The organism is Alphaproteobacteria bacterium (genome assembly GCA_019635875.1).
GTDB lineage: Bacteria > Pseudomonadota > Alphaproteobacteria > Reyranellales > Reyranellaceae > JAFAZJ01.
In genome coordinates, this window is the sequence record JAHBYP010000012.1 from 135,766 (window position 1) to 149,655 (window position 13,890).

At 68.9% G+C, this 13,890-nt stretch carries 16 protein-coding genes; 8 read left to right on the top strand and 8 right to left on the bottom strand.

Annotated elements, in window-relative coordinates:
- Positions 1 to 7: 7 nt before the first annotated feature.
- Positions 8 to 1,345 carry a hypothetical protein gene (locus KF889_28900; GenBank protein ID MBX3503478.1) on the top strand — a complete coding sequence of 446 codons (1,338 nt, stop codon included), beginning with the start codon at positions 8 to 10 and terminating at the stop codon, positions 1,343 to 1,345.
- Between the two features lie 128 nt (positions 1,346 to 1,473).
- On the opposite strand, the gene KF889_28905 is transcribed toward KF889_28900, so the two are convergent.
- Positions 1,474 to 1,644, bottom strand: a complete 171-nt coding sequence (locus KF889_28905; protein ID MBX3503479.1) for a DUF465 domain-containing protein — start codon at positions 1,642 to 1,644, stop codon at positions 1,474 to 1,476.
- Between the two features lie 107 nt (positions 1,645 to 1,751).
- On the opposite strand from KF889_28905, the gene KF889_28910 reads away from it, so the two are divergent.
- Complete coding sequence (locus KF889_28910) at positions 1,752 to 2,330, top strand: UbiX family flavin prenyltransferase (GenBank protein MBX3503480.1); 579 nt, start codon at positions 1,752 to 1,754, stop codon at positions 2,328 to 2,330.
- Between the two features lie 459 nt (positions 2,331 to 2,789).
- Here the strand turns inward: KF889_28910 and KF889_28915 are convergent, their stop codons facing one another.
- The gene (locus KF889_28915) at positions 2,790 to 3,380 is read right to left on the bottom strand and encodes a TIGR02444 family protein (protein MBX3503481.1); all 591 of its coding nucleotides are present in this window, start codon (positions 3,378 to 3,380) and stop codon (positions 2,790 to 2,792) included.
- A gap of 52 nt (positions 3,381 to 3,432) precedes the next feature.
- Here KF889_28915 and KF889_28920 point away from each other — a divergent pair, with 52 nt between their 5' ends.
- From KF889_28920 to KF889_28930, 3 genes are read left to right on the top strand one after another with little or no spacing between them, the layout of a single operon-like run.
- Positions 3,433 to 3,651 (top strand): DUF465 domain-containing protein, encoded by a 219-nt coding sequence (locus KF889_28920; protein ID MBX3503482.1) that lies wholly within the window; start codon positions 3,433 to 3,435, stop codon positions 3,649 to 3,651.
- A 22-nt stretch (positions 3,652 to 3,673) separates the two neighbouring features.
- Positions 3,674 to 4,195, top strand: coding sequence for a 5-(carboxyamino)imidazole ribonucleotide mutase (gene purE / locus KF889_28925; GenBank protein MBX3503483.1), 522 nt, complete (start codon positions 3,674 to 3,676; stop codon positions 4,193 to 4,195).
- Complete coding sequence (locus tag KF889_28930) at positions 4,192 to 5,268, top strand: 5-(carboxyamino)imidazole ribonucleotide synthase (protein ID MBX3503484.1); 1,077 nt, start codon at positions 4,192 to 4,194, stop codon at positions 5,266 to 5,268. Before purE ends, KF889_28930 begins: the two co-directional genes overlap by 4 nt.
- Here the strand turns inward: KF889_28930 and KF889_28935 are convergent.
- The gene (locus KF889_28935; protein ID MBX3503485.1) at positions 5,240 to 5,875 is read right to left on the bottom strand and encodes a COQ9 family protein; all 636 of its coding nucleotides are present in this window, start codon (positions 5,873 to 5,875) and stop codon (positions 5,240 to 5,242) included. The genes KF889_28930 and KF889_28935 overlap by 29 nt on opposite strands.
- Positions 5,876 to 6,014: 139 nt before the next feature.
- On the opposite strand from KF889_28935, the gene rpsU reads away from it, so the two are divergent.
- Together rpsU and KF889_28945 are read left to right on the top strand one after the other, a co-directional pair.
- Positions 6,015 to 6,218: a 30S ribosomal protein S21 gene (gene rpsU / locus KF889_28940; GenBank protein MBX3503486.1), complete on the top strand. Its 204-nt coding sequence runs from the start codon at positions 6,015 to 6,017 to the stop codon at positions 6,216 to 6,218.
- Between the two features lie 198 nt (positions 6,219 to 6,416).
- Positions 6,417 to 7,940, top strand: coding sequence for an amidohydrolase family protein (locus KF889_28945; GenBank protein MBX3503487.1), 1,524 nt, complete (start codon positions 6,417 to 6,419; stop codon positions 7,938 to 7,940).
- Positions 7,941 to 8,019: 79 nt separating this feature from the next.
- On the opposite strand, the gene KF889_28950 is transcribed toward KF889_28945, so the two are convergent.
- The 5 genes from KF889_28950 to KF889_28970 form a co-directional block, all read right to left on the bottom strand.
- The gene (locus KF889_28950) at positions 8,020 to 8,715 is read right to left on the bottom strand and encodes an HAD family hydrolase (GenBank protein MBX3503488.1); all 696 of its coding nucleotides are present in this window, start codon (positions 8,713 to 8,715) and stop codon (positions 8,020 to 8,022) included.
- 41 nt (positions 8,716 to 8,756) lie between these two features.
- Positions 8,757 to 10,157: an NAD(P)(+) transhydrogenase (Re/Si-specific) subunit beta gene (locus KF889_28955; protein MBX3503489.1), complete on the bottom strand. Its 1,401-nt coding sequence runs from the start codon at positions 10,155 to 10,157 to the stop codon at positions 8,757 to 8,759.
- 15 nt (positions 10,158 to 10,172) lie between these two features.
- On the bottom strand, positions 10,173 to 10,604 hold the full coding sequence (locus tag KF889_28960) for an NAD(P) transhydrogenase subunit alpha (GenBank protein MBX3503490.1): 432 nt from the start codon (positions 10,602 to 10,604) through the stop codon (positions 10,173 to 10,175).
- A gap of 7 nt (positions 10,605 to 10,611) precedes the next feature.
- Positions 10,612 to 11,763 carry a Re/Si-specific NAD(P)(+) transhydrogenase subunit alpha gene (locus KF889_28965; protein MBX3503491.1) on the bottom strand — a complete coding sequence of 384 codons (1,152 nt, stop codon included), beginning with the start codon at positions 11,761 to 11,763 and terminating at the stop codon, positions 10,612 to 10,614.
- A gap of 357 nt (positions 11,764 to 12,120) precedes the next feature.
- Positions 12,121 to 12,819, bottom strand: coding sequence for a YdcF family protein (locus KF889_28970; protein MBX3503492.1), 699 nt, complete (start codon positions 12,817 to 12,819; stop codon positions 12,121 to 12,123).
- 96 nt (positions 12,820 to 12,915) lie between these two features.
- On the opposite strand from KF889_28970, the gene KF889_28975 reads away from it, so the two are divergent.
- Positions 12,916 to 13,884 (top strand): tripartite tricarboxylate transporter substrate binding protein, encoded by a 969-nt coding sequence (locus KF889_28975; GenBank protein MBX3503493.1) that lies wholly within the window; start codon positions 12,916 to 12,918, stop codon positions 13,882 to 13,884.
- Positions 13,885 to 13,890 lie beyond the last annotated feature (6 nt).

Sequence of the window (13,890 nt, forward strand, 5' to 3'; positions counted from 1 at the left end):
GCCCGACTTGCCTGGCGCCACGCTCGTTAGATCGACACTGACCGGTGTGCGTCCGCTGGGCGTACGCGGCGAGCCGCTGCACGCCGCGCACGAGCAGATCCGCGGCGTGCTGCGTCGGCGGCTGAGCGAGCGCCATGCCCGCCTGCTCGCCGAGCCGCAACCCGAGGGAGCCGGCCGCCGCATCGACTGGTACAGCGAGTCCGAGGGCTTGGTGACACCGCTCTCGGCGCTGCCGCCCGGGGAGCGCGCCGCCGCGCTCAGCGAGGTCGAGGCGCTCGCCAGGGACATCGAGGGGCTTGGCGCGCGGCTCGCCGAGACGTCTTCCGAGGATGCCCGCCTGCTGGCGCGCGCGCTGGCGCTGGCCGTGCGCCGGCCGTCCGACGACTACGTGTTCCTCGTCGGCGACCAGCCGGTGGTGGTGTGCTGGGGCTACGAGGCCGAAGGCGCCGGGGCGATCGTGTCGGCCCCGACGGTGCCGGCCGCAGTGTCGAGCACCGCCGCGCCCGCGGCGGCCCCCGTCGCGGCGGCCGTCGTCGCACCTGCCATCGTCCGGCGCGGTGCGATCTGGCCGGCGCTGCTGGTCGGGTTGCTGGGTATCCTGCTGGTGCTGGGTGCGGCCTACTGGCTGCGCCAGGTCGTCCCGGTCGAGCCCGACGTCGCGGTGAGGCAATTGCCGCCGGTGCCGCCGCCGCCCGCCCCGCCGGCGCCACCCGATCCGGCGATCGGGCTCAGCCGCGATCTCGGCGAGGCGCAGCAGGCCGCCGAGCGGCTGAAGGCCACGCTGGCCTCGCTGCGCGAGACCTTCGCCACCCGGCACGCGGCGTGCAGGCCGCCGGAACCGCCCAAACCACCGCCCGCACCGCCGCCGCCGGTCGTCGAGAAGAAGCCCGATCCGCCCAAGCCGCCGCCCAAGCCGCCACAGGTGGTCGAGAAGAAGCCGGATCCGCCCAGGCCGCCAGATGACGGCCGCCTGCGCCTGCCCAAGGCGCCAACCACGGATCTATCGTTCCTGCAGGGCTGCTGGCGCACCGATCCGTTCCGCCATCATCCGCAGCAGCCTGGGCCGGGCGTGTCGGAATACTGCTTCGACGCCAATGGCCGCGGCAGCTTCGTCTTCCGGCGCGCCGGCATGACCTGCCGCACGGCGGCGCAAGGCCGCTACGAGGGCACGGTCCTGCGCCTGCGCGATGCCGACACGACCTGCTCCGACGGCACCACCTGGTACCAGGACCGGCTCGATTGCACGGTCGGCGCCGACAATGTCGCGGTGTGCCGCGGCGAGGCGAGCTCGGGGCTCTTCGGCGGCCTGAGCCGCTGGACCGTCAACCTGCATCGGGTGCGCTGAGCGCACCAAAGGCGGTCAGCAAAAGGGCCGGCAAAACCGACCCCATCAACCGCTGGCGCGCCCCGCGGGATCGCGCCCGGCCGGTGAACCACTACCCCTGGGCAGCGCCGCTCAGCGCGGCGCGGCGGTCAGTGGCGTGTGGACAGCGAGAGGATCTCGTCCTTCAGCCTGAGCTTTTTCTTCTTCAGTTCGTGGAGCACTTCCTCGTTCGGATAGGGTCTGGCGTTCTCGTCGTCGATGGCCTGTTCCAGCACCTGGTGCCGCTGCTTCAGGGCTTCGATACGATCCGGCGTGCTCATCGGTAACCTCCGAGCTGTAGCAGACGGCGAAGTGTAACGCCGATTCGCGGACCGGCGCCAGCCCGAGGGGCGACTTTGTCACAGCGTCGGGGTAAGGTCCGGCCCGCATGTCAAGCCCCGACCATCCACAACCCCGGCTGATCGTCGGCATTTCCGGCGCCTCGGGCGTGATCTACGGCGTGCGCCTGCTGCAGGCGCTGCGCGCGCTGCCGGTCGAGACCCATCTGGTGATGACCAGGACCGCCGAGGTCACGCTGGCCTACGAGACCGAACTCAAGGTCAAGGACGTCAAGGCGCTGGCAGACGTGACGCACAACCCCACCGACCTCGCCGCGGCGATCTCCTCGGGCTCGTTCCGCACCCTTGGCATGGTGATCGCACCCTGCTCGATGCGTTCGCTGGGCGAGATCGCCGCGGGCATCTCGAGTTCGCTGCTGACGCGCGCCGCCGACGTGGTGCTGAAGGAGCGCCGCAAGCTGGTGCTGATGGTGCGCGAGACGCCGCTGCACGCGGTGCACCTGCGCAACATGGTGACGGTGTCCGAGCTGGGCGCGATCGTCGCGCCGGCGATGCCGGCTTTCTACAGCCGGCCGGCGACGGTCGACGACATCGTCAACCACTCGGTGGGCCGCATACTCGACCTGTTCGATCTCGACGCGGGGATCGTGAAGCGCTGGGGCGGCTGACAACGCAAAGGCCCCCCAATGCAAGAGCCCCGTCTCACTCGGTGAGATCGGGGCTCCGGGGCTTCCGCCCGCGATGATCCTTCAAGGATCCAAATTCCGCGCACCTCGACACCAGCGGCGCCGCTGGCCGGTTGCCCGGCAAAGAGACTATTCGATTGTGGGTGAGCAACGCGACGGCGGGTGGACCTTGTCAGGGTGTCCGTCGGTCGCGTCGTGGTCCCGCTTCTCAGCGGTACCAGAACCGGTAGCCCGGTGGAGTCTCTGCGATCATGCGCATCCTCCTTCCGTGGTTTCAACCAACGTCCGACGGGTGCCGCGCGTGCAGGCGGTGCGCTCACACCTCAGGGCGCTCTCCAACGCCCACGGCGCAATCCCGTCCGGGACATCTCGAACATGGTACGCGCACCGCGCACGGTCAACCGTGCACATGCGCGAGTCACAAAATGTGAACACGCGCGCCTATGCCGTAGAGCTTGCACGCAACCCGACCGAGCGCTCGACCTCAAAGCGCGGCATGACGGGAAAAGCCGCCGCGAGGATCGACGCGACGGCCTCGCGATCACGATCGTCGGGCGTCACGCCCAGGCAGACGGCGTAGACGCCGAGATTGCCGACGGCGGCGCGCAGCCGCTCGCGCACCGGCCTGTCGCGATCGCCTGAGAACGGCGCGTGCGCGGCCAGCACCAGCTGCTCGACATGCTCGGCCGCCAGCTCGGCCTCGGCGGCCTTGCGCCGCGTCGCATCGACCTGGGCCGGAAAATCGGCGCCCGAGCCCGTGGTGGCGCCGCCCAGCGCCTTGATCTTCTGGCGCAGCGCGCGGGCGGGCCGCACCACTTCCGATTGCCACTGCGCGATCTCGGCGATCACCGCGCGCAGCTTTTCCACCGTCACCGTGCCGCGGCCGGAGGCACCCAGCCAGGCGCAGTACAGCAGCAGGTTGACGTCGGCGCCGCGCCGCTCCTGCAGGTCGAGACAGGCGCGCGCCGCGCCGTCGCCGCCATAGACCTCGAGGGAAAAATTCCAGAACGGATGGGGAAGGAAATCGCTCATCGCGCCGGAAGCCGTACACGCGCGGGCCGGGTTTTGCTAGTGTCCGCCGGACATGCAGGACAACGACGACATCGACGGCCTGGCCACCATTCGGGCGAAGCTCGAGACGCTGCGTCAGGAACACCGCGACCTCGACGATGTCATCGCCCGCCTGACGGAACAGCCGCCCTTCGACCAGCTGCAGCTGCAGCGGCTCAAGAAACGCAAGCTGGTGCTCAAGGACCTGATGCTGCAACTTGAGAGCCGTCTCATCCCCGACATCATCGCGTGACCCTCTGACGTGATCTCCTGACATGGCCAGACGCAAGACCTCGACGGCGGCCAAGCCCGTTGTCGGCATCATCATGGGCAGCCAGTCCGACTGGGCCACCATGCGCCACGCCGCCGAGACGCTTCAGGCGCTGGGCGTCGCGCACGAGACGCGCATCGTCTCGGCGCATCGCACGCCCAGGCGGATGATGGACTACGCCGCGTCGGCCAAGATGCGCGGCATCAAGGTGATCATCGCCGGCGCGGGCGGGGCCGCGCACCTGCCAGGCATGACCGCCTCGATGACGCCGCTGCCGGTGCTGGGCGTGCCGGTCGAGAGCCAGGCGCTGAAGGGCATGGACAGCCTGATGTCGATCGTCCAGATGCCCGGCGGCATCCCGGTCGGCACGCTGGCCATCGGCAAGCCCGGCGCGATCAACGCCGGCCTGCTGGCCGCCAGCATTGTCGGATTGTCCGATCCCCGGGTGCAGGCCGCGGTCGAAGCGTGGCGCGCGCGCCAGACCGCGGCCGTCGCCAAGGTCCCGGTTGACGAGCAGAGCAAGTGACGGCACTGCCGCCCGGCTCGACCATCGGCATCCTGGGCGGCGGACAGCTTGGCCGCATGACGGCGCTCGCCGCCGGCAATCTCGGCTATCGCTGCCACATCTACGCGCCCGAGGCGGAATCACCGGCCGCCCTCGTCTCGGCCGCCTGGACGCGTGCCGCGTGGGACGACCACGCCGCGCTCGGCGACTTCGCGTCGAAGGTCGACGTCATCACCTACGAGTTCGAGAACGTGCCGGTGGCCTGCGCCGAGTTCCTCGCTCCGCTGAAACCGCTCAGGCCCGGCGTCGAGGCGCTGCGCGTGGCGCAGCATCGCGAGCGCGAGAAGCGCTTCTTCGAGCGCATTGGCGTGCCGACTGCGCCTTTCGCCGTGGCGCGGGACGAGGCGGGATTCGTCGCGGCGGTACGCGAGGTGGGCGCACCATCGATCGCCAAAACCACCACCGAAGGCTACGACGGCAAGGGCCAGGCGCGGCTCGATGCGTCGAGCGACCTGCGGGCGATCTGGGCCAGTCTCGGCGGACGCGAAGTCATCGTAGAAGGATTCGTCGACTTCGCGGCGGAAGCCTCGGTGATCGTCGCGCGCGCGCTCGATGGCACGACGCTCAGCTTCCCGCCGCCGCGCAACGTGCATCGCCAGGGCATCCTGCACACCTCGACCATTCCCGGCGGCTTCTCGTCCGACGTGGTTCGCCAGGCCAGGGAAATCGGCTGTCGTGCGATCGAGGCGCTGGCTGGCGTCGGTCTGCTCTGCGTCGAGCTCTTCGTGACGCATGACGGCCGCGTGCTGGCCAACGAGATGGCGCCACGGCCGCACAATTCGGGCCACTGGACGCAGGATGCCTGCGCCACCAGCCAGTTCGAGCAATTCGTGCGCACGATCTGCGGCCTGCCGCTCGGCCCGGTCAACGTGCGATCACCCGTGGTGATGACCAACCTGATCGGCGAGGAGGCAAACGACTGGCCGGCGATCCTCGCCGAGCCGAACGCCAAGCTGCATCTCTACGGCAAGCGCGAGGCGCGCGCCGGCCGCAAGATGGGCCACGTCAACCGGCTGGGCGCGCCGACGACGTAGCCCGCGTGCCGAACTCGCGCATGCGGCTCTTCAGCTTCTCGATGCGCATCACGTCCTCGACGCGCCGGTCGAGGAACGCCCAGGTGGCGGAGAAGCCCTCGCTGCGATCGTTGAGCCAGAACAGCAGGGTCGAGGAGTAGACGCCCGCCAGCAGCGCGCGCTTGGTGTAGAAGTTGAAGTCCGTCGCGGTGTCGCCGGCGGCGTACCAGATGGCGTCGACCGTGCGATACAGCAGCCTGCTCGCCAGCAGGCCGTTGAACGGCAGGGCCAGCATCGCCAGCGCGCGCCGGATCGCCTCGCGATGCACGACGTTCTGCTCAAGCCGCATACGCACGCCCAGGGTCACCCGCTCGCGCACCTTCAGGCTGGCGACGTCGCGCCGCTCCATCTCCTCGACCAGCAGCCGGTCGGCCCTGAGGCTGTGCCAGGCGATCATGTCGATCATCCCCCCGGGAAAGGCCAAAGTGGCCTCGTCGCGGGTGATCGCGCCCGCCCGCACGGCGCTGTCGATCGCCGCGCGCGTCCAGCCGTCGAACGGCACGTGCGCGAGCACGGCGTCAAGAACCTTGTCTTTCAAGGGGTTAGCGGTCGGCTCGTCGGTGCTCATGGCGCATCCCTCGGGCGGTGGTCAGCGTTGTATATGGCGGGCCGGGCAGGCTTCCCAACCCCCAGGACCTGTGTTAGAAGCCCGGCCTTCGAAATTCCGGGCCCCGTGGGGCCCCTTCGGCGATTGGAGCTCGATCAAAGTGCAGGTTCTCGTCCGCGAAAACAACGTCGATCAGGCGCTGCGCGTCCTGAAGAAGAAGATGCAGCGCGAAGGTGTGTTCCGCGAGATGAAGCTGCGGCGCAACTACGAGAAGCCGTCCGAGAAGCGCGCCCGCGAGCGGGCCGAGGCGATCCGCCGGGTGCGCAAGCTGATGCGCAAGCGCATGGAGCGCGAGGGCTACTAGCCCCGCCGGCGTCCGCGCGACGACAGACGAGCCGCCGGTTCCCGGCGGCTTTTTTGTTGTCTTCCCTTCCCCCGGAGGGGGAAGGTGGCGCGCAGCGACGGAAGGGGGATGTCGAAGACGAACACCGATGTCGTTGAGACATCCCCCTTCCGCCCTTCGGGCACCTTCCCCCTCCTGGGGAAGGCAGGGGAGAGCGCGATGGCCAGGGCGACACACACGATCATCCGCGGCGGCAGGCTGCTCGACATCCGCGGCCACGCCGCGCCCAGGGCCGATATCCTGGTCAAGGGCGACAGCATCGCCGCCATCGGCAAACCGGGCATGCCGGCGCCGGCCGAGGCCGTGCAGATCGACGCGCGCGACCGGCTGATGCACCCCGGCCTGATCAACGGCCATACGCACAGCCACGGCAACCTCGCCAAGGGCATGCTCGATCGCATCACCTTGGAACTGCTGCTGACCGCCGGGCCATGGACCAATGGCAACCGCACGCTGGAGGACAAGTACCTCTCCGCCACGATCGGCGCGGCCGAGATGGTGCTCAAGGGCTGCACCGCCGCCTACGACCTGATCGGCGAGTTCCCGATGCCCTCGCCCGAGGGCCTCGCAGCCGTCGGCCAGGCCTATCGCGATGTCGGCATGCGCGCCGTCGTGGCGCCGATGGTCGCCGATCTCAGCTTCTTCGAGGCGATCCCCGGCCTGATCGACCGCCTCTCACCCGGTCTGCAAAAGGACGTCGAGCGCTTCCGGCTCGCGCCCTACAAGTCGAGCGTCGCGGCGATGCGCAGGACACTGAACGGCTGGAAGCTCGATCGCCACGACATCGGCATGGCCGTCGCGCCGACCATCCCGCATCACTGCTCCGATGACTTCCTGCGCGCCTGCCTGAGGCTGGCGCACGATTTCGGCGTCGGCCTGCACAGCCATGTCGCGGAGTCCAAGGTGCAGGCGGTGGTCGGCTACCAGCGCTATGGCAGAACATTGCTGGCACATATGGATTCCCTGGGCCTCGTCGGCCCGGGTTTCACCGTGGCGCATGGCGTCTGGCTCGACGACGACGACAACAGGCTTCTGGGCGACAAGGGCGGCTCGGTCTCGCACAACCCCGGCAGCAACATGCGGCTGGGCAACGGGCTCGCCGACATGCGCGGCATGCTCGACAGGAAGGTGAACGTCGGCATCGGCACCGATGGCGCCAGCTGCTCCGACAACCAGAACATGTACGAGAACATGCGGCTGGCCTCGATGGTCTCGAAATCGCGCGGGCCGGAGTGGCAGCGCTGGGTCACAACCGAGGAGGTGCTGGAAGCCGCCACCGTCGGCAGCGCCCGCGCGCTGGGCTTCGGCGACAGGATCGGGCGCGTCGCCGAGGGCTACAAGGCCGACATCGTGTTCCTCGACCTGCACCATGTGAACTGGATCCCGTTCAACGATCCGACCAACCAGATCGTGCACACCGAGGACGGCTCGGCCGTGCACTCGGTGATGATCGGCGGTCGCATGGTGGTCGAGAACCGCCGGCTGCTTTCTCTCGACATGGCCGACCTCGCACGCAAGGCCGAGGCGGCGCGGGCGCGCCTGTCGGCGGCGAACAAGCCGTCGAAGCTGCTCTACGAGCGGCTCGAGAAGATCGTCGGCACGTTCTGCCCCGGCCTGGCCAAGACGCCGCTGCACATCGACCGCTTCGGCGGCGGCCAGCACCACCACGCGCACTGGCATTGACGTATTCTGTCATCCCGAGCGCATCGAGGGATTCAGGCCGACCCTGGGTCCCTCGCTGCGCTCGGGACGACAGCTTTGGCTAGCCGCTCAACAACGCCTCGATCGCCCGCTCCAGCTCGAGCACGTCGACGACATCGGCGTCGGGCGCCTCGCTCGGGCTGCGCGGCTGCTGGCGCGCGTGGCGGCCGGAGCGGAAGCGGATAGCCGCCATGCCCAGCGCCTTGGCCGGCGCAATGTCGTTGTCGATGCGGTCGCCGACCATGATGCAGCGCTGCGGCGGGACGCCAAGTGCCTGGGCGGCGCCAAGGAAGATCGCCGCATCCGGCTTGCGCACGCCGACCACTTCGCTCAGCGCGAGATGCGTGAAGTGCCGCCCGATGCCGGCCCGCTGAAGCCGATCAACGGCGCTGGCGGACTGATTGGCGACGATCGCCAGCTTCAGGCCCCGCACCACGAGTCGTTGCAGCAGCGCGTCGATGCCCGGGCGCAGCTGGAAAGTGTCAAGGCCGGACAGGGTCTCACGCACGCGCCGGCGAACGCGCGCGCTGGCCCGGGGATCGCCGCCGCACAGCGATTCGACCATGTGGGTATAGGCGTCCGACGCGAAGACCTCGACGGCGCGACGGCTGGCGGCGGCCAGCATCTCCTCGTCGACACGGATGCCCTCGAGCGCGCAAGCCGCGGCGATCGCCGAATCGACCGCGATCTCCCACGCGAACTCCATGTCGAGCGGGCCGCCGACATCGAAGAGGATCGCCTCATAGGCGCGGGTCATGACCACAATCCTTCTCCCCGCCTGCGCGGGGAGAAGGCAAATCAGTGCATTCTCTCCAGCGCCTTGACGATGTTCTCGCACATCACCTTGGCGTCGGCGAACAGCATCATGGTGTTGTCGCGGAAGAACAGCTCGTTCTCGACGCCGGCATAGCCCGCCGCCATGCCGCGCTTGACGAACAGCACGGTCTGCGCCCGCTCGACATCGAGGATCGGCATGCCGTAGATCGCGCTCTTCGGGTCGGTCTTTGCCGCCGGGTTCGTCACGTCGTTGGCACCAATGACGAAGGCCACGTCAGTGCTCGGAAAGTCGCGGTTGATGTCCTCGAGCTCGAAGACCTCGTCGTAGGGCACGTTGGCTTCGGCCAGCAGCACGTTCATGTGGCCGGGCATGCGCCCCGCGACCGGATGGACGGCGTAGCGGACGTCGACGCCCTTCTTCTTCAGGATGTCGGCCATCTCGCGCAGCGCGTGCTGGGCCTGGGCCACCGCCATGCCGTACCCCGGCACGATGATCACCGAGCCGGCATTGGACATCAGGAAGGCCGCGTCGTCGGCCGACCCCGGCTTGACCGGCTTCTCGTTCTTGGTACCACCGACCACCGTGCCCGAATCGGTGCCGAAGCCGCCCAGGATCACGTTGAAGATCGAGCGGTTCATGCCCTTGCACATGATGTAGCTCAGGATCGCGCCCGAGCTGCCGACCAGCGCACCGGTGACGATCAGCGCGGTATTCGCCAGCGTGAAGCCGATGCCGGCGGCCGCCCAGCCCGAGTAGGAGTTCAGCATCGACACGACGACCGGCATGTCGGCGCCGCCGATCGGCAGGATCAGCAGGAAGCCGAGCAGCAGCGAGATCGCGATCAGCAGCACGAAGGCCGACGGCGAGCTCTTGGCGGCGAACCAAACCAGCAGCGCCACCATGCCCAGGCCGAGCAGCGCATTGAGGAAATGCTGGCCGCGGAAGACCAGCGGCGCGCCCGACACCAGGCCCTGCAACTTGGTAAAGGCGACGACCGAGCCGGTGAAGGTGATGGCGCCGATCGCCGTGCCCAGGCCCATCTCGACCAGGCTGCCGACATGAATCTTGCCCCGCGCGCCCAGGCCGAATGCCTCGGGCGAGATGAAGGCGGCGGCGGCCACGAAAACCGCCGCCAGGCCCACGAGGGAATGGAACGCGGCCACCAGCTGCGGCAGCGCCTTCATCTCGATGCGCATGGCGATGAACGTGCCGATCGCGCCGCCAACCAGCAGGCCGACGGCGATCAGCGTGTAGCTGACGACGCCGGGGGTGGCGATGGTGACACCGATGGCGATGGCCATTCCGACGATGCCCCAGCGGTTGCCGCCACGCGACGATTCGGGCGAGGACAGCCCGCGCAGCGACATGATGAAGCAGATAGCCGCGATCAGGTAGCCATAGGAGGCGAGGTCCTGGGTCATGGTCCTTGTCCGCCCCTACTTCTTCGCCGCCGCCGGCTTCTTCTTGAACATCGCCAGCATGCGATGCGTGACGATGAAGCCGCCGAAGATGTTCACGGCGGCGAGCGTCACGGCGATGAAGCCGAAGAGCTGCGGCCAGCCGAAGCCCTTCAGGCCCGCGGCCAGCAGCGCGCCGACGATGATCACCGAGGAGACCGCGTTGGTGACGGCCATCAGCGGCGAGTGCAACGCCGGCGTCACCCGCCAGACCACGTAGTAGCCGACGAAGCAGGCCAAGGCGAAGATCGTCAGCAGGGTGATGAAGGGCGTTTGAGCCCCGCCGGCGACCGCGCCTGGCAGGGTGGCGGCGGCCGCCGCCGCCTCGTCGGCAAAGCCGGCGACGGCCCTGGCGAGTTCCGCGGCCTGCTTGGCGAGGTCGGCCGCCTTGGCGGCGAGTTCGTCGTTCATGATGGGCTCACTCGGCCGGCTGGAGCTGGGGATGGACGATGGCGCCGTCATGGGTGATCAGCGCACCCTTGACGACCTCGTCGTCCATGTTGAGCGCGATCGCCTTGGTCTCCTTGTCGACCAGCGGCGTGACGAAGGCCAGCAGGTTGCGGGCGAACAGGTTGCTGGCGTCCGTGGCGAGGCTGGCCGGCAGGTTCCACGGGCCGATGATCTTGACGCCGTTGTGCAGCACCGTCTCGCCCTGGCGCGACAGCGGGCAGTTGCCGCCCTGCTCGACCGCCATGTCGAGGATCACCGAGCCCGGCTTCATCGACTTCACCATGTCCTCGCTGACCAGCACCGGCGCCTTGCGGCCGGGGATCAGCGCCGTGGTGATGACGATGTCCTGCGTCCTGATGTGCTCGGCGACCAGCGCCGCCTGCTTGGCGCGGTACTCCGCCGACATCTCCTTGGCGTAGCCGCCGGCGGTCTCGGCCGCCTTGAACTCCTCGTCCTCGACGGCGACGAATTTCGCGCCCAGCGACTGCACCTGCTCCTTGGTCGCGGGCCGCACGTCGGTGGCGGTGACGATCGCGCCCAGGCGGCGCGCGGTGGCGATGGCCTGCAGGCCCGCGACGCCGACGCCCATGATGAACACGCGCGCCGGCACCACCGTGCCGGCCGGAGTCATCATCTGCGGGAAGGCGCGAGTGAAAGCGGCGGCGCAGTCGATCACCGCCTTGTAGCCCGCGAGGTTGGCCTGCGAGCTCAGGATGTCCATGGACTGCGCGCGGGTGATGCGCGGCGTCAGCTCGAGCGCGAATGCCGAGATCTTCGCCGTCATCAGCGCGTCGACCAGCGGCTTGTTGACCATGGCGCCCAGCGGCGCCAGCAGCACGGCGCCGGGCTTCATGAGCGCGACCTCGTCGACGCCCTCGTCCGCCATCATCGGCCGCTGCACCTTGAAGATCACGTCGGCGTCGCCGAGCGCGCTGGCCACGTCGGGCGCGATCTCGGCGCCGGCATCGGCGTAGGCCTGGTCGAGATAGGCGGCCTGCACGCCGGCCCCGCTCTCGATCACGACCTCGAACCCCAGCCCCTTGAGTTTCTTGACGCTTTCGGGGGTCGCGGCAACACGGGTCTCGTGCGGCCTGCGCTCCTTCGGCACAGCGATTTTCATGAGGCTGGTTCCGTCGTCGGCAGGTACTGGGTCGGCAAGTTCTTTTGGCGCCGCAACATGCCGTCGCGGCAGGCATTTGCCAAGCGGGTGCGTGCGATTTCCGACGCCCCATCAATGGCATATCGACATTGTGCCGACCGGCAAGCTCGACTTTGGTCGTAGGGCGTACCGCATCATGAAACCGCTGTCAGGCGCTTGGTTTGGCTGCGCCGGCACGATCCTGCAAGGCCGGCTCCACCTCGCCCGCCGTTCGCCACCCCGGCCCGGTGGACATCATGTCGCGGCCAATTCCTCGAATGCACCGTCCGGTGCCCCCGGCAAGTGCGCCGCTGAGCGCGCAACCCGCGGTAAACGCGCTCAATCCGCCGGATCGACGCCGATGCGTACGGGCTTGCCGCGATAGCGCGCGACCGAGCCGGTCCAGATGTCGAGCACCGCCTTGAGCGCCGATGGGAACTGGCGCGCCCAGCTGTCGAGCGCATCGAAGGGCGAGACACCCTGGGCATCGAGGCCAAACGCCTCGATGCCGTGCTCGCGCGCCAGCCACACGGCACGGCGCACGTGGAAGTCCTGCGAGACGATCACCATGCGCCGCTGGCCGTAGAGGTCACGGGCGCGCAGCACCGAGTCCAGCGTGCGCACGCCGGCGGTGTCGCGATAGATCGCTTCGGCCGGCACGCCGCGCTTGACCAGGCCGCGCTTCATCGCCGTGGTCTCGTCGTAGTGAGGGTCGGAAACGCTGTCGCCGCTGGCCAGCAGGTACTTTACCTTGCCGGCGCGGAAGAGATCGGCGGCGGCATCAAGGCGGTACTCGAAGAAGCGGTTGGGCTTGCCGTCAGCGAGAAAGGGCGCCGCGCCCAGCACCAGCGCGACGTCGGCGGTCTGTGCGGTTTCGGCGCGGTCGGCGGCGAAGGGCTCGGCCTCGCTGTCGAGCCACCACCACGCCGCGACCATAGCGCCGACAACCAGCACGACGAGTGAAACCAGGGCAGTGATCAGCACGCGGCCGCCCCCCGATGATTCGCGATGATGGTGCCGGCGCTTGCGGCGTGCCATTCCCACTCCCTGCTCAGTTCGACCAGCCAACAAGCGGCTTGGCGTGGCAAGACGACGGCGACATGATCCGGCCAACGACAACCGGAGGGTTGCCACATGGGTCGCACGGCCGGACTGGCACTCGTGCTGGCGCTGCTAGCGCCTTGGACCACCTCGGCGCAAGAGCGCTTTCCCGATCGCGCCGTGACGATGGTCGTGGGCTTCCCGCCCGGCGGCGTGGCCGATGTCTCGGCGCGGCCGGTGGCGGCGGCGCTGGAGAAGATCTGGGGCCAGCCCGTCGTGGTGCAGAACAAGGGCGGTGCCGGCGGCGCGATCGGTACCGCGTCGGTCGCCCAGGCCAAGCCCGATGGCTACACGCTTCTGATGGCCCTGGCCAGCGTCTCGACCCTGCCGGTGGCCGACGAGCTGTTCAATCGGCCGCCGGCCTTCAAGCTTTCGCAGCTGCAGCCGATCGCGCTGGTCACCGCCGATCCGCCGATCCTCGTGGTGCCCGCCGACAGCCCGTACCAATCGCTGGCAGACATCATCGCCGCCTCCAAGGCCAAGCCGGGCTCGATCCCCTATGCTTCGTCGGGCACCTACGGCACCTATCACGTGGCCACCGAGATGTTCGCCTACGAGGCCGGCATCAAGCTGCACCACATCCCCTACAACGGCGGCGGCCCGGCGCTGCGCGCCATCCTCGGCAAGGAGGTCGAGATCGGCCTGCTCGGGCCTTCGATCGCCGCGGGCCAGATCAGCGCCGGCAAGCTCAGGCCGCTGGCAGGCTGGGGTGCCAAACGGCTGCCGCTGTTCCCTGACGTGCCGTCGCTCAAGGAGCTGGGCTACGACATCGAGTACTATATCTGGTCGGGCGTGTTCGCGCCGGCCGGCGTGCCCGAGCCGCTGCTGACGCAGCTGCGCGACGGCTTGAAGCGCGCGATCAACGACGATCGGGTGAAGAACGCGCTGCAGACCGCCGGCTCGCCGATCGCCTACATGGACACGCCGGAGTTCACCAGATTCTTCGAAGCCGACGCCAGGCGGCTCGAGGCCGTGGTGCGCAAGATCGGGCGGATCGACTGACGCTAT

Excerpts from the sequence above, each read along its gene's own strand:
- KF889_28970 (MBX3503492.1), bottom strand. The coding sequence starts at position 12,819 with ATGGCACGCCGCAAGCGCCGGCACCATCATCGCGAATCATCGGGGGGC.
- KF889_28915 (MBX3503481.1), bottom strand. The coding sequence starts at position 3,380 with ATGAGCGATTTCCTTCCCCATCCGTTCTGGAATTTTTCCCTCGAGGTC.
- KF889_28910 (MBX3503480.1), top strand. The coding sequence starts at position 1,752 with ATGTCAAGCCCCGACCATCCACAACCCCGGCTGATCGTCGGCATTTCC.
- KF889_28935 (MBX3503485.1), bottom strand. The coding sequence starts at position 5,875 with ATGAGCACCGACGAGCCGACCGCTAACCCCTTGAAAGACAAGGTTCTT.
- KF889_28965 (MBX3503491.1), bottom strand. The coding sequence starts at position 11,763 with ATGAAAATCGCTGTGCCGAAGGAGCGCAGGCCGCACGAGACCCGTGTT.
- KF889_28950 (MBX3503488.1), bottom strand. The coding sequence starts at position 8,715 with ATGACCCGCGCCTATGAGGCGATCCTCTTCGATGTCGGCGGCCCGCTC.
- KF889_28945 (MBX3503487.1), top strand. The coding sequence starts at position 6,417 with ATGGCCAGGGCGACACACACGATCATCCGCGGCGGCAGGCTGCTCGAC.
- KF889_28920 (MBX3503482.1), top strand. The coding sequence starts at position 3,433 with ATGCAGGACAACGACGACATCGACGGCCTGGCCACCATTCGGGCGAAG.
- purE (MBX3503483.1), top strand. The coding sequence starts at position 3,674 with ATGGCCAGACGCAAGACCTCGACGGCGGCCAAGCCCGTTGTCGGCATC.
- KF889_28960 (MBX3503490.1), bottom strand. The coding sequence starts at position 10,604 with ATGAACGACGAACTCGCCGCCAAGGCGGCCGACCTCGCCAAGCAGGCC.
- KF889_28955 (MBX3503489.1), bottom strand. The coding sequence starts at position 10,157 with ATGACCCAGGACCTCGCCTCCTATGGCTACCTGATCGCGGCTATCTGC.
- KF889_28975 (MBX3503493.1), top strand. The coding sequence starts at position 12,916 with ATGGGTCGCACGGCCGGACTGGCACTCGTGCTGGCGCTGCTAGCGCCT.
- KF889_28905 (MBX3503479.1), bottom strand. The coding sequence starts at position 1,644 with ATGAGCACGCCGGATCGTATCGAAGCCCTGAAGCAGCGGCACCAGGTG.